12 protein-coding genes are annotated in these 13,744 nt (G+C 56.2%); 5 read left to right on the forward strand and 7 right to left on the reverse strand.

Annotated features, from left to right (window positions below; genetic code table 11):
* From cysN to cysG, 3 genes are read right to left on the reverse strand one after another with little or no spacing between them, the layout of a single operon-like run.
* Entirely contained in the window at positions 1-1,431 is a 1,431-nt protein-coding gene (gene cysN, locus AC6HVW_RS17190; protein ID WP_071682243.1) for a sulfate adenylyltransferase subunit CysN, read from the reverse strand.
* A 12-nt stretch (positions 1,432-1,443) separates the two neighbouring features.
* Positions 1,444-2,352: a sulfate adenylyltransferase subunit CysD gene (cysD, locus tag AC6HVW_RS17195; RefSeq protein WP_024485711.1), complete on the reverse strand. Its 909-nt coding sequence runs from the start codon at positions 2,350-2,352 to the stop codon at positions 1,444-1,446.
* Positions 2,353-2,362: 10 nt separating this feature from the next.
* Entirely contained in the window at positions 2,363-3,793 is a 1,431-nt protein-coding gene (gene cysG / locus AC6HVW_RS17200; protein WP_071682242.1) for a siroheme synthase CysG, read from the reverse strand.
* Between the two features lie 331 nt (positions 3,794-4,124).
* Between cysG and AC6HVW_RS17205 the strand changes: the two genes are divergently transcribed.
* The 3 genes from AC6HVW_RS17205 (at position 4,125) to AC6HVW_RS17215 (ending at position 5,906) form a co-directional block, all read left to right on the forward strand.
* Positions 4,125-5,207: an aminopeptidase gene (locus AC6HVW_RS17205; protein WP_071682241.1), complete on the forward strand. Its 1,083-nt coding sequence runs from the start codon at positions 4,125-4,127 to the stop codon at positions 5,205-5,207.
* Positions 5,208-5,290: 83 nt separating this feature from the next.
* Entirely contained in the window at positions 5,291-5,566 is a 276-nt protein-coding gene (locus tag AC6HVW_RS17210) for a hypothetical protein (RefSeq protein ID WP_024485708.1), read from the forward strand.
* 13 nt (positions 5,567-5,579) lie between these two features.
* The gene (locus tag AC6HVW_RS17215) at positions 5,580-5,906 is read left to right on the forward strand and encodes a type II toxin-antitoxin system RelE/ParE family toxin (protein WP_037412844.1); all 327 of its coding nucleotides are present in this window, start codon (positions 5,580-5,582) and stop codon (positions 5,904-5,906) included.
* Positions 5,907-5,957: 51 nt separating this feature from the next.
* Here the strand turns inward: AC6HVW_RS17215 and cysH are convergent, their stop codons facing one another.
* From cysH to cysJ, 3 genes are all read right to left on the reverse strand, one after another.
* Positions 5,958-6,692, reverse strand: coding sequence for a phosphoadenosine phosphosulfate reductase (gene cysH, locus AC6HVW_RS17220; RefSeq protein ID WP_071682240.1), 735 nt, complete (start codon positions 6,690-6,692; stop codon positions 5,958-5,960).
* Between the two features lie 118 nt (positions 6,693-6,810).
* A complete protein-coding gene (gene cysI / locus AC6HVW_RS17225) occupies positions 6,811-8,526 on the reverse strand; it encodes an assimilatory sulfite reductase (NADPH) hemoprotein subunit (protein WP_186486135.1) in 1,716 nt (571 codons plus the stop codon).
* Positions 8,526-10,328: an NADPH-dependent assimilatory sulfite reductase flavoprotein subunit gene (gene cysJ, locus AC6HVW_RS17230; protein ID WP_071682238.1), complete on the reverse strand. Its 1,803-nt coding sequence runs from the start codon at positions 10,326-10,328 to the stop codon at positions 8,526-8,528. Before cysJ ends, cysI begins: the two co-directional genes overlap by 1 nt.
* A 419-nt stretch (positions 10,329-10,747) precedes the next feature.
* Here cysJ and queD point away from each other — a divergent pair, with 419 nt between their 5' ends.
* Complete coding sequence (gene queD, locus AC6HVW_RS17235; protein ID WP_071682237.1) at positions 10,748-11,107, forward strand: 6-carboxytetrahydropterin synthase QueD; 360 nt, start codon at positions 10,748-10,750, stop codon at positions 11,105-11,107.
* Between the two features lie 216 nt (positions 11,108-11,323).
* Here queD and queE read toward each other — a convergent pair whose 3' ends face one another.
* Positions 11,324-11,995 (reverse strand): 7-carboxy-7-deazaguanine synthase QueE, encoded by a 672-nt coding sequence (gene queE / locus AC6HVW_RS17240; RefSeq protein ID WP_071682236.1) that lies wholly within the window; start codon positions 11,993-11,995, stop codon positions 11,324-11,326.
* 319 nt (positions 11,996-12,314) lie between these two features.
* On the opposite strand from queE, the gene AC6HVW_RS17245 reads away from it, so the two are divergent.
* Complete coding sequence (locus AC6HVW_RS17245) at positions 12,315-13,652, forward strand: MFS transporter (RefSeq protein ID WP_071682235.1); 1,338 nt, start codon at positions 12,315-12,317, stop codon at positions 13,650-13,652.
* Positions 13,653-13,744 lie beyond the last annotated feature (92 nt).

The raw sequence follows: 13,744 nt of genomic DNA on the forward strand, positions 1-13,744 counted from the left end.
TTAATTCCCCTTCAGCAGGTCACGCGCACCCCAGTGTGGGAAATGCTTGCGTACCAAGGCGTTCAGCTCCAGTTCAAAGGCGCTGAAATTGCCCGCCGCTGCCGGATTATCCTGCTGCAAGGCTTCGCGGATCAACCCCGCGCCAACCGTGACGTTGGTCAAACGATCGATAAAGATCAGGCCGCCGGTATCATGATTCTGTTGATAGCTGTCCAGCACCAGCGGTTCGTCGAAGGTCAGCTCCACCAGTCCAATACCGTTCAAAGGCAACACATCGGCCTGATGCTGCGCCAGCGAGTTGATCTCCACCTGATGGCGAATGCTCTCAACGCGGGCGCGAGTTTTCTTCCCGGCTACCTTGATGTCGTAGCTTTGGCCCGGCAACAACGGCTGTTCTGCCATCCATACCACGTCTGCCAAGGCGCTTTGCGTGGCCTGTAGGGTTTCGCTGGCATCCACCAGCAGGTCGCCCCGGCTGATGTCGACTTCGTCTTTCAGCACCAGCGTGATGGCTTCACCCGGCCCCGCCTCCTGCAGATCGCCATCAAAGGTCACGATGCGCGCCACGGCGGATTCAACGCCAGACGGCAACACCTTGATACGCTGGCCCACGCGGACCACACCGGCAGACAAAGTCCCGGCATAACCGCGGAAATCGAGATTCGGGCGATTGACGTATTGTACCGGGAAGCGCAGCGGCTGATGTTCACGCTCGCTGATCACATCCACGCTTTCCAACACTTCCAGCAGCGTCGGGCCGCTGTACCAAGGCATCTGTATGCTCTGGCTAGCAACGTTGTCCCCGTCCAGTGCCGACAACGGGACGAATTTAATCTCCAGGTCGTTGGGCAACTGCTCGGCAAAGGTCAGGTAATCCTGTTTGAACTGTTCAAACACCGCCTGGCTGTAATCCACCAGGTCCATTTTGTTCACCGCCACCACCAGATGGCGAATACCGAGCAGCGTGGCGATAAAACTGTGGCGACGGGTCTGATCCAGCACGCCTTTGCGCGCATCGATCAGCAGGATCGCCAAGTCGCAGGTCGAGGCACCGGTAGCCATATTGCGGGTGTACTGCTCATGCCCTGGCGTATCGGCGATGATAAATTTGCGCTTTTCGGTCGAGAAATAGCGGTAGGCCACGTCGATGGTAATGCCCTGCTCACGCTCTGCCTGCAGGCCATCCACCAGCAAGGCCAGATCGAGCTTCTCCCCTTGGGTGCCGATGCGTTTGCTGTCGGTATGTAAGGTTGAGAGCTGATCTTCGTAGATCTGGCGGGTATCGTGCAGCAAGCGGCCAATCAGGGTGCTTTTGCCGTCGTCCACGCTGCCGCAGGTCAGGAAACGCAACAGGCTCTTGTGCTGTTGCGCGTGCAGGTAGGCTTCTACCCCGCCCTGTTCGGCGATTTGTTGTGCAATAACGTTGTTCATTCCGGCGGCTCCTTAGAAATACCCTTGGCGCTTTTTCAGCTCCATCGAACCGGACTGATCGCGGTCGATCATGCGGCCCTGACGTTCGCTGGTGGTAGAGACCAGCATTTCCTCGATGATCTCCGGCAGCGTCTGCGCAGAGGAATCCACCGCGCCGGTCAACGGCCAGCAGCCGAGGGTACGGAACCGCACCATACGCTGGCTGATCACTTCACCCGGTTGCAGATCGATACGATCGTCATCCACCATCATCAGCATGCCGTCGCGTTCCACCACCGGGCGCGGTTTGGCCAGGTAGAGCGGCACGATGTCGATCTTCTCCAGGAAGATATATTGCCAGATATCCAGCTCGGTCCAGTTCGACAGCGGGAACACGCGGATGCTCTCGCCCTTGTTGATCTGGCCGTTATAGTTGTGCCAAAGCTCCGGGCGCTGGTTTTTCGGATCCCAGCGGTGGAAGCGATCGCGGAAAGAATAGATGCGCTCTTTGGCGCGGGATTTCTCCTCGTCGCGGCGGGCACCACCGAAGGCGGCGTCAAAACCGTACTTGTTCAGCGCCTGCTTGAGGCCTTCGGTTTTCATGATATCGGTGTGCTTGGCGCTGCCGTGGACAAACGGGTTGATCCCCATAGCCACCCCTTCCGGGTTTTTGTGGATCAGCAGCTCGAAGCCGTACTCTTTGGCGGTACGATCGCGGAATTGGTACATTTCGTTGAATTTCCAGCCGGTATCCACGTGCAGCAACGGAAACGGCAGCGTGCCCGGATAGAACGCCTTGCGTGCCAGATGCAGCATCACCGAGGAGTCTTTACCGATGGAATAGAGCATCACCGGATTGCCGAATTCGGCGGCCACTTCACGGATGATATGGATGCTCTCCGCCTCCAATTGCCGCAAATGAGTGAGTCGTTTTTGGTCCATAACAGATCCTTTAAGCCAAATTCACGACGGCCGGGCGCGCTGCCACTGCCGTCTGCGATTGATGCCCAAACCAGGCGATTTGATGGTGTAATTCCACCACTTCACCGATCACCAGCAGCGCCGGTAACGGGGCCTGCCGAGTTAATTGTTCCAACTGTTGCAAGGTGCCGGTCTGTACCTGTTGATCGGCCCGCGTACCCCGGCTGATCACGGCGACTGGCGTGCTCGCATCACGGCCATGGGCAATCAGGTTGCGGCTGATATCCGCCGCCTTCATCGTGCCCATGTAGATCGCCAACGTCTGACGCGCCCGCGCCAGTGCGGGCCAATCCAAGCCGTCGTCATCGTCACGGCAATGGCCGGTAATAAAGGTCACGCTTTGAGCATGATCACGATGCGTTAGCGGAATACCGGCATAGGCCGTAGCCCCTGCGGCGGCGGTTACGCCCGGCACCACCTGGAAGGGGATCCCGGCAGCGGCGGCCACCTGTAACTCTTCGCCACCCCGGCCAAAGATAAAGGGATCGCCGCCTTTTAACCGCACTACCCGCTTCCCTTGCTGCGCCAGTTCCACCAGCAGGCGATTGGTCTCTTCCTGGATCACCGAGTGCGCACCGGCGCGTTTGCCCACGCAGATACGTTCGGCGTCGCGACGCACCAAATCCAGCGTCTCTTCGCTCACCAGGTGATCGTAAAGCACCACGTCGGCCTGCTGCATCACCTGCAGCCCACGTAGGGTCAACAAGCCGACATCGCCCGGGCCTGCCCCGACCAGTGCGATCTCACCTTGCGTCCCCTCATTACCCTGCGCAAAAGCCGTTAAATCCTGTTCCAACTGCTGCTGCGCCTGCTCCGTCTGGCCATTCGCCACCAACGTCGCGAAACGGCCGTTGAAGGTTTTCTCCCAGAAACGGCGTCTAGCCCCGATGGAAGCCAGTCGTTGCTTCACTTTGCCACGTAACCCACCGGCCAGTTCCGCCATCTGCCCCAGGCTGGCGGGCAATAACGCTTCGAGCTTCTCACGTAACATCCGCGCCAATACCGGAGCTTGGCCGCTAGATGACACGGCCACCACCAACGGTGAGCGATCGATAATCGACGGGAAGATAAAGGAGCAGCGCGGTTGGTCATCCACCACGTTGGCCAGCACGCGGCGCTTATCCGCTTCGGCATACACCTCGGCGTTCAGCGCGCTATCGTCGGTAGCGGCAATCACCAGAAAGACGTCGTCTAACTGCTGCGGCACAAAGTTCTGCCCCAGCCACTCAACGCGCCCTTGCAGGTGTTGATGCTCCAGCTCTTCTGAGAGCGCCTGCGCCACGATCCGCACTTGCGCCCCTGCGCGTAGCAGGAGGTCGACTTTGCGTGCAGCCACTTCGCCGCCGCCAACCACCAGCACAGGGCGTTGTTTCAGGTCGGCAAATATTGGTAGATAGTCCACAACGGCCTTTTCATATAACAGATTGATAGGGTGACTATACGGCGTGCGATTTGCCCCCTGAAATGACGAAAAGGCATGAGATGTTCTTAAAAGGAATAAGGCTGTTGGCATTGCGCCTAACTGGCTGTTCGTAATGAGGTTACAGGTGAGGGTTAACATGGCTTGCTTAATGTTGCCCTACAATCCCCCCAAACGTGGATAGCAGAGGTTTAACGGCGCGCACCTAAGACAAAAATAGGACGCGAAGAAATTGTCTTATCGGCGCTGGCGTCCCATACTAACTACCGCAAAAATAATCGGCATCACTGCTGTCAGAGAAGGATTTTTCGGTATGTTTTCCCGCTTGTGTCTGAGGGCAGGGCTGTTGTTAGTCGCTCTCGGCAGTGCTGTAAGCGTTTCGGCCGCTACCAAACCCGTAAAAGAAGCCCCAGTGGGCCAGTTCGCCGCCAACCAGATCCGCCATATCGCTACCTACTTCCCCGGCCGCATGGCGGGCAGCCCGGCAGAATTACTGGCCGCAGACTACCTGAAACAGCAGTTTACCGAGATGGGCTACCCGGCTGATACCCGTACCTTTGACGCCCGTTATCTCTACACCAATAAAGACGCCAGTGAAAACTGGCGCAAGATCAGCGTCACCTCGGTGATTGCGACCAAAAAGGGTGAGCGGCCCCAGCAGGTCATCATCATGGCGCACTTCGATACCTATACCCCGCTGAGCGACGATGAGGTGGACAATAACCTCGGTGGCCTGACGCTGCAGGGGGTCGATGACAATGCCTCCGGCGTGGGCGTGATGCTGGAGTTGGCCAACAGGCTGAAAAACATCCCCACCACCTATACCCTGCGCTTTGTGGCCATGAGTGGCGAAGAGCTGAAGTCAGTAGGCGCTAAAAACTACCTTGGCCGTATGACGCCGGAGGAACGCAAAAACACGCTACTGGTGATTAATCTCGACAGCCTGATCACTGGCGATCGCCTCTATTTCCACTCCGGGCGTAACACCGAGCCGGAAGTGGTGGCCAGATCCCGCGATCGTGCGCTGAGCATCGCCCACCGTTATGGTATTGAGGCGGCCATCAACCCAGGCAGCAAAGGTTTTCCAACCGGCACCGGTTGCTGTTCCGATCAGATCGTCTTCGATAACGCCAAAATTCCGGTGATGGCGGTAGAAGCCACCAACTGGTCGCTTGGGGATCGAGACGGTTACCAGCAGCGTGCTGTAAGCCCCAGCTTCCCGCAGGGCATTACCTGGCATCGCCCGCAATACGACAATCTGCAATATCTGGAAACCCACCTGCCAGGGCGAATCGACAAGCGCAGCCGCGACAGCGTGCGGATCCTGTTACCGTTGGTAAAAGAATGGGTGCAGGCGCATCCTGTCCCTGAGCCGAAAAAGAAAAAGAAGAAATAATTGGACGTAAAATCGAGTACAAATTTTGTACTCGACATCTCGGTTAAGTATACTGAGAGAAACCCGTATTCGAGAAAAAACTAATGAGTACGCACAAAACCTTATCGCAACAAGCGACACGAGAGAGTCTCGGTTCACCTGATAGTTTCAAAGGAGGTGTTTGGGTGACTAAAAATGGAACCGCAGAATTATTCGTCCAAACGGCCTTGGAACGACAAGAGGAATTGGCTGCCTGGGAACAGGAGCAGCAAACCCATGCACTGCTAAAACTGGTGCTGAAATCCAAGCAAGAAGTCGCCGAAGGGAAAGTCCTGACTCCTGATGAAGCATTAAAAAGGCTAAGGGCTGCAAGAGGTTAAGGAGTAACCAACCATGTATGAAGTGCGTCTGACCGAAACCGCATTTCAGTGCCTTGCCGATATAGAGTCGTTCAAAACAGCCACTATTGGTTCAGTGGATGCAGGGCACTTTGTAGACCAATTGCTCTTGGAAGCTACTGCCACGTTGCGAGAAGATCCCAAGCGCTATCGTTTTAACGCCACTTTGGCTGATTATGGCTTAGCACTACGAGAACGTCTGGATAAACACGAATACCGGACGCTGTATGAAATCACCGGTCATACCGTCGACATCTTGCTGTTTTTGCATACCCGCCAAGATTTGACCCGCGCACTCAGACGTCACATGTTATTGAGCTAGAACTTAATTAGTCGGGCCCTCGCAGAACCCGGTTCGTTAACTATGCGCTCATCAACCTTCATGCAGACCGCACTCGCGCTTCAGGCCGAAGAAGCGGGTTTCTTCCTCGCTCATGCCTTCCTCCCATTTACGGGTGGTGTGGGTATCGCCCACCGACAGATAGCCCTGATCCCACAGCGGGTGGTAGCTCAGCCCATGTTCGGTGAGATATTGGTAAATCTGGCGGTTATCCCAGTCGATGATCGGCAGGATCTTGAACACCCCACGCTGCACCGCCAGCACCGGCAGATTGGCACGGCTGCCCGATTGCTCACGGCGCAGGCCGGCAAACCAGGTTTGCGCACCTAGCGTTTCCAGCGCGCGGTTCATCGGCTCAACTTTGTTGATTTGGTTGTATTGCTCAATGCCCTCAACGCCCTGCTCCCACAGCTTGCCGTAGCGCGTCTCTTGCCAGGCAGGTGAATGCTCGGCACGGAATACCTGCAGGTTCAGGTTCAGTTGGTCGGCCAGTTGGTCGATAAACTGGTAGGTTTCTGGGAACAGGTAGCCGGTATCGGTCAGGATCACCGGGATATCCGGCTTGATGCGCGTGACCAGATGCAGACACACCGCCGCCTGAATACCAAAGCTGGAGGAAAGCACAAACTCCCCCGGCAGATGCTCCAGCGCCCAGGCAACCCTCTCCTGTGCCGAAAGCTGTTCCAACTGGCCGTTGACGACCGCCAGTGCCAGCGCCTGCCCGGACTTCGGTAACGCGTTCAGCGCCGCCAGATCCAATTCAGCCATGATGCGATCTCCTGAAAGTGTTGATGTGGCCCCTCACCCTAACCCTCTCCCACAGGGAGAGGGGACAGTAAGGTGCAAAAACTTAGCTACTGCACAAAGAGTGAGAAAGCCAGCAAGATTATTCCCAGAAATCCTGCGCGGGATCCATCACCGGCCGGATAATCCCGGTGCGCACGGTGAAATCGCCAAAGCCTTCGCCAGCGGTGCGCTCCGTTGCCCAACGCCCTACCAGTTGGTCAATGGTCTGCAGGATTTCGTCTTCGTTAATATTTTCCCGATACATGCGGGGAATGCGCGTCCCTTCACGGTTACCGCCCAGATGCAAGTTGTAACGGCCAATTGCTTTACCAACCAGTCCAATCTCTGCCAGCAATGCTCGGCCACAGCCGTTCGGGCAGCCGGTGATACGCAGCACTACGTGCTCATCCCCCACGCCATGCCGATGCATGATGCCTTCTACCTTGGTCACAAACTCCGGTAGGAAGCGCTCGGCCTCCGCCATCGCCAGTGGGCAGGTTGGGTAGGACACACAGGCCATCGAATTCTTGCGCTGCTCGCTGATACCATCGTCGATCAGGCTATGCTCGCGTGCCAGGGCTTCGATCTTCGCCTTTTCGCTTTCCGGCACGCCGGCCACGATCAGGTTTTGGTTGGCTGTCAGACGGAAATCACCCTGATGGATCTTGGCGATCTCGGCCACGCCGGTTTTCAGCGGACGGCCTGGATAATCCAGCAGGCGACCGTTTTCAATAAACAGCGTCAGATGCCAGTGATTATCAACCCCTTTAACCCAGCCGATGCGATCGCCACGGCCGGTAAACTCGTACGGACGCACCGGCGCAAAGGTGATGCCAGCCCGCTTTTCTACCTCGGCGCGGAAGGTATCAACCCCCACCCGCTCCAGCGTATATTTGGTTTTGGCGTTCTTACGGTCGGTGCGGTTGCCCCAGTCACGCTGGGTGGTCACTACCGCTTCAGCAACGGCCAACGTGTGTTCCAGCGGAATATAGCCAAACTCACTCGCCGTACGCGCATAGGTTTTCTTGTTGCCATGCTCGATAGACAGACCGCCGCCCACCAGCAGGTTAAAGCCCACCAGCTTGCCGTGTTCGGCAATCGCCACAAAGTTCATGTCGTTGGCGTGCAGATCTACATCGTTCTGCGGCGGGATCACCACCGTGGTTTTAAACTTGCGCGGCAGGTAAGTCGCACCCAGGATCGGCTCTTCGTCCGTGGTCGCGACTTTTTCTTTATCCAGCCACACTTCGGCATAGGCACGGGTACGCGGCAGCAGGTGCTCGGAGATTTTCTTCGCCCATTCGTACGCTTCCTGATGCAGCTCCGACTCCACAGGATTCGAGGTGCAAAGTACGTTACGGTTCACGTCGTTGGCCGTCGCCAGCGCATCCAGCCCCAGGCGATTCAGCAACTGGTGCACCGGTTTCACGTTACCTTTGACGATGCCATGGAACTGGAACGTCTGCCGGTTAGTGATACGGATGCTGCCGTACAGCGTGCTTTCCGCGGCAAATTTGTCGATCCCCAGCCACTGTTGCGGGGAAATAATCCCGCCCGGCAGGCGGCAGCGCAGCATCATGGCGTGGCGAGGCTCGAGTTTTTGTTCGGCACGTTCGGCGCGAATATCGCGATCGTCCTGCTGGTACATGCCGTGGAAACGGATCAGCAAGAAGTTATCGCCGGTAAAGCCGCCGGTCAGACCGTCTTGTAAATCTTCGGCAATGGTTCCGCGCAGGAAGTTACTCTCTTTCTTCAGACGCTCAGCATCGGTCAGTTTGCCTTCAACCACCAGAGGTCCAGGGTGTTTATCACTCATTAGTAAACGTCTCGCTGATAACGGCGCTCAAGGCGCAGCTCGCTTAAGAATTCGTCTGCCAGCTCGGTATCCATACCACCGTGCTCGGCCACCAGTGCTAACAATGTGTTTTCAACGTCTTTCGCCATGCGGTTGGCATCGCCACAGACATAGATGTGCGCGCCCTGCTGGATCCAGTTCCAGACTTCCGCGCCCTGCTCACGCAGCTTGTCCTGCACGTAAACCTTATGCTGTTGATCCCGTGACCAGGCCAGATCGATGCGGGTCAACAGACCCTCTTTCACATAGCGCTGCCATTCAACCTGGTACAGGAAGTCTTCGGTAAAGTGCGGGTTGCCAAAGAACAGCCAGTTCTTGCCCCCGGCACCTTCCGCTTCACGTTGCTGCATAAAGGCGCGGAACGGGGCAATGCCGGTACCCGGGCCAATCATGATCACCGGCGTTTCCGGGTTGGCGGGCAAACGGAAGTTGTCGTTATGTTCGATAAACACCCGCAGATCGTCTTCTTCTTCCAGACGATCGGCCAGGAAGCTGGAAGCCCCACCGGCACGGCTGCGGCCATCAATGTCGTAGCGCACCACGCCAACGGTGATGTGCACTTCGTTTTCGTTCTCTGCCTGAGAGGAGGCAATGGAGTACAGGCGCGGCGTCAACGGGCGCAGCAGGCTGAGTAACTGCTCTGCATTCAGGTCGGCCGGAGCCTGGCGTACCATGTCCACAATCGGGGTGTTATGGGCATAGTGTTGCAGTTTAGGTTTGTCAGCCAGCAGGCCAATCAGCGTTTCGTCCCGCGACAGCCCGGCATATTTTTCCACGATCGGCGTAGTGTTCTGCGTCAGTTCAAAGTGGCTACGCAAAGCTTCACGCAGCGGCAGGGTTTGCCCCTCAACCTCGACCGGTTCGTCACCTTTCAGCCACAGCAGCTGTACCAGCTCATCCACCAGCGCCGGATCGTTATCAAACCATACACCCAGCGCATCGCCCGGTTGATAACGCAGGCCGGAATCGCCTAAATCGATTTCAATATGGCGCACATCTTTATCGGAAGCGCGGCCAGTGATCTTTTGCTTGGCCGCCAGTTGCGCGGTCAGCGGTTGTTCTTTGCTGTAGGGGCTGCTGTCCAACTGATCGACCGCACCGCTGGCCAATGCTGCCGGAGCACTGTTTTCCGCTGGTGCTCGGGCCTTCAGAACTTCCACCACCTGCTTGCGCCAGGCGATAGCCAGTTCCTGATAATCCACATCCGCATCGATGCGCTCCACCAGGCGTTCGGCCCCCAGCTCGGCCAGCTTGCTATCAAAGTCTTTGCCGGACTGGCAGAAATTCTCATAAGAGCTATCCCCCAGGCCAAACACCGCAAAGGCGGTTTCATTGAGTTTGGGGGCTTTTTTCGAATGCAGGAATTTATGCAGCGCCACCGCTTCTTCCGCTGGCTCCCCTTCCCCTTGGGTGGAGGCGACCACCACCAGCAGACGCTCCTGAGCGATTTGCTTGAACTTGTAGTCACCGGCATTCACCAGGGTGACGCTCAGCTTCGCCGCCAGCAGATCGTCGCGTAGCTGTTCGGCCAGACGGCGTGCGTTACCGGTCTGGGAAGCAGAAATCAGGGTGATGCTGGCCGCAGGGGCTGCGGCAACCGGTGCTGAAGCCACGCTTCCCGGCTGCTGGTTAACCCTGCCCCAGAAATAACCAGAGAGCCACGCCAGCTGCGTTGGGGAGTACCCGCCAATGACGGCCTGCAAACTCGAAAGCTGTTCGGGGGTCAGCGGGAGCAAAGATGTTGGAGGAACCTGAGTCGTCATCGCGGTACGGATATCCTATGCTTAGCCAGTGTCAGTCGCTGTAATTGTTGTTGTGTCATGTCCTGAAAAGACCAGGAGAGTTTGTAAGGTTACCGAGCGTCATTGCAACGATTAAATAAGGGATAGCAATAATTAATAACCAAAACGACTAAGCAGTTTTCCTGGTAAGGGATAGTGGCTAAATCGTTAGATGTTTATTTTTAATTCATTGTTATTTAATGAGTTAATTTTTAAAAGTTTGAATGACTCGCATTTGAGGCGGATAACGTCCTCCGATCGGCTCAATCCCGCCCAAATAAAAAATGCCAGCAGCGCTACATGCTGTGCCCCTGGATCTCCCCTGAAGCAGCCCAAAAGATAGTAACCAGGGCCGCTTTCCGTTAGTATTCGGCGGTTTTTGAGTCAATGAGGCCGTAATAATGGCAACCACGCTATTTAAAGATTTTCAGTTTGAAGCCGCACACCATCTGCCAAACGTGCCGGAGGGCCATAAATGTGGCCGCCTGCACGGGCATTCGTTTATGGTGCGTATTGAAGTGACCGGGGAAGTAGACGCCCATACCGGTTGGGTGATGGATTTTGCCGAGCTGAAGGCCGCTTTCAAGCCGATTTGGGAGCGCCTGGATCACTATAATCTGAACGATATTCCTGGCTTGGAGAACCCGACCAGCGAAGTGCTAGCCGCCTGGATCTGGCAGCAGTTGAAACCGCAGCTGCCTGAATTGTCGGCTGTGATGGTCAAAGAGACCTGTACCGCAGGCTGCGTATATAAAGGTTAACAGGGCAAGGCTCAGGGTGAGGCGATTGGCTGCAGTGCGATCTCCCTCACCCTAACCCTCTCCCCAAGGAGAGGGAACCGATCGAGTTCGTTGATTGCTCAGCGTTTTACTTTCCTTTCTTGTTCTTACTCCCCTTTTCCAAAGCAGCACGATCCCACCAAAGGCTCCGGGCAGCTCCCTCTCCCCGTGGGAGAGGGTTGGGGTGAGGGGTAGGTCTTAAGCAATATTCAAATACTTATGCGTTTGCATTGAAAGCCGCCAGTTGCGGGCAATGCAGGTCTCAATACACAACCGCGTCGCCTCTTCTTTCTGGCTGATCGGCTGCAAAGCGATAATACGGTGTTTTTCGTCGTGCAACGTTGCCAGCAGCTCATCCAACGCCTCAATATCACGTTCACGCCCCACCGGATGCTTGATCTCATCGGCCCGCATCAGCGCCTGCTCTACCACCTTCAAACCACCGCGCATATTCACTTTGGGTGAAATCGTGACCCAGGTATTGGGGGAACAGAGGACTTCATGGGTGCCACTGGTTTCAATTTGGCAGCCATAACCCGCGTTCTCAAACAGTTTGGTCAACGGGATCAGATCGTAGATGCACGGCTCACCGCCGGTGATCACGATATGGCGCGCGGTATAGCCCTGCTGTTCGACTACCTCCAGCAATTGTTCCGCACTGGCGCTTCCCCAGGCATCACTCTCGGCAGTTTTCACCAGGATGCGATGCATATCCACTTCCCGATCGGCGTCCTTTTCCCAGGTGTGTTTGGTATCGCACCAGCTGCATCCCACCGGGCAACCCTGTAGGCGAATAAAAATGGCCGGAACGCCGGTGAAATAGCCTTCGCCCTGCAAAGTCTGGAACATCTCATTAATCGGGTACTGCATCGCTTTCTCAATCTGTCTAGGTAAAGACGCATTATCGCAGATCCCGACCGGGCGACCAAACCTGGAAAAGTGTATTAAATTTTGTCTGTTCGGCGGTGGCCAGCAGCTTTCTCCGGCTAACCTGTTCATGGATGGCGTTTATTAAAGACCAAACGCCAACCACCGATGTTATCCACCGCTCAAAACAAACATAAAATTAACATTTAAAACAAAAATATTTGACATAAAAGCGACTGTGACGCAGATGTATAGACAGGCAGGCACAAGTCGGGCGCAGTTCCGACGATCCATCAACATCACATCTGCGTTTAAGGAAACTATGGCCCATTCCACCGAGTTGAATATTCAGCAGGCTATCGACGACAGCAAATTTTCGCTGTTTCACTGGACCCTGATCATCCTGGGTTTTCTGATCCTGGCAATTGACGGTTACGATACCGCGGCGATGGGCTATATCGCCCCTTCGGTGGCCAAAGACTGGGGGATCGTGAAACAGGATCTGGGGCCGGTATTAAGCGCGGCGCTGCTTGGCCTTTCGTTAGGAGCCTTGGTTGCCGGGCCGATTTCTGACCGCGTTGGCCGCAAACGGGTGCTGGTGTTCTCCTGCCTGTTCTTTGGCCTTTCCAGCCTGGCTACCGCCTACGCGGGTTCACTCAATAGCCTGACGCTGTGGCGCTTCCTCACCGGGCTTGGGCTGGGTGCCGCCATGCCAAACGCCATCACGCTGATCTCCGAATATGCTCCGCAGCGCTGCCGATCGCTGGCCATTAACACCATGTACTGCGGCTTTCCGCTGGGAGCAGCAGGCGGTGGTGCCCTCTCTTCCTGGCTGATCCCCGTTTACGGCTGGCACAGCGTGTTGCTGCTGGGGGCCATTGCCCCACTATTGCTCACCGTGCTGTTGATCCTGCTGCTGCCAGAATCGGTGAAATACATGGTTAACCGCGGGCAAGATGCAGCTAAAATCAAACAGATTGCCCAACGTTTTATCAGCTATAACATCAGCCACATCTCCCGTTTCTACCTGTATGAGGACAAGCTGGCCCTGTCGAAGACCAGCGTCGGCCTGCTGTTCAGCCGCCCCTACCTGGTGGGGACACTGATGCTGTGGCTCACCTACTTTATGGGGTTGGTGATCTACTACGTATTACTGAGCTGGATGCCGCTGTTGATGCAAGGGCTGGGGTATCAGCTTGAGCAATCGGCGCTCCTGACGTCGCTGTTCACCTTCGGTGGTACGCTGGGGATCCTGATGGCTGGCTGGTTGATGGACCGCTGGAATGCCCATAAGGTGGTTTCCACCGGCTTTGCCATCAGCGCCCTGCTGATTGTGGCGATGGCCACCGAGGATAGCCAGATCGTGCTGCTCGGCGCCTTTATCTTCCTGATGGGCATTACCATGAACGGCGCGCAATCCGGCCTGCAAACCCTGGCTGCCACCTACTACCCAACGCACAGCCGCGCTACCGGTATTGCCTGGATGCAGGGGATTGGCCGCTTTGGCGGCGTGGCTGGCACCATGATGGCGGCTCAGCTACTGGCGATGGAGTGGCAGGTGCAGAGTATTTTGCTGTTCCTGGCGATCCCGGCGCTGCTAGCCAGCCTGGCCACGGTATTTAAAATGACGCGTTCAAGCGCATTGCAACCGGCTATCTAACCTATTGATTATATTAATGGGCGCTGTATACAGCGCCCTACGTATCGTTGTCTTCCAATCCTCCGGTAATAGGTTTTTTTTATCTCTCCCGC

The organism is Serratia sp. NCCP-200 (assembly GCF_059697885.1).

Excerpts from the sequence above, each read along its gene's own strand:
- cysJ (WP_071682238.1), bottom strand. The coding sequence starts at position 10,328 with ATGACGACTCAGGTTCCTCCAACATCTTTGCTCCCGCTGACCCCCGAA.
- cysI (WP_186486135.1), bottom strand. The coding sequence starts at position 8,526 with ATGAGTGATAAACACCCTGGACCTCTGGTGGTTGAAGGCAAACTGACC.
- cysN (WP_071682243.1), bottom strand. The coding sequence starts at position 1,431 with ATGAACAACGTTATTGCACAACAAATCGCCGAACAGGGCGGGGTAGAA.
- cysH (WP_071682240.1), bottom strand. The coding sequence starts at position 6,692 with ATGGCTGAATTGGATCTGGCGGCGCTGAACGCGTTACCGAAGTCCGGG.
- AC6HVW_RS17245 (WP_071682235.1), top strand. The coding sequence starts at position 12,315 with ATGGCCCATTCCACCGAGTTGAATATTCAGCAGGCTATCGACGACAGC.
- AC6HVW_RS17210 (WP_024485708.1), top strand. The coding sequence starts at position 5,291 with ATGAGTACGCACAAAACCTTATCGCAACAAGCGACACGAGAGAGTCTC.
- AC6HVW_RS17205 (WP_071682241.1), top strand. The coding sequence starts at position 4,125 with ATGTTTTCCCGCTTGTGTCTGAGGGCAGGGCTGTTGTTAGTCGCTCTC.
- AC6HVW_RS17215 (WP_037412844.1), top strand. The coding sequence starts at position 5,580 with ATGTATGAAGTGCGTCTGACCGAAACCGCATTTCAGTGCCTTGCCGAT.
- queD (WP_071682237.1), top strand. The coding sequence starts at position 10,748 with ATGGCAACCACGCTATTTAAAGATTTTCAGTTTGAAGCCGCACACCAT.
- queE (WP_071682236.1), bottom strand. The coding sequence starts at position 11,995 with ATGCAGTACCCGATTAATGAGATGTTCCAGACTTTGCAGGGCGAAGGC.
- cysD (WP_024485711.1), bottom strand. The coding sequence starts at position 2,352 with ATGGACCAAAAACGACTCACTCATTTGCGGCAATTGGAGGCGGAGAGC.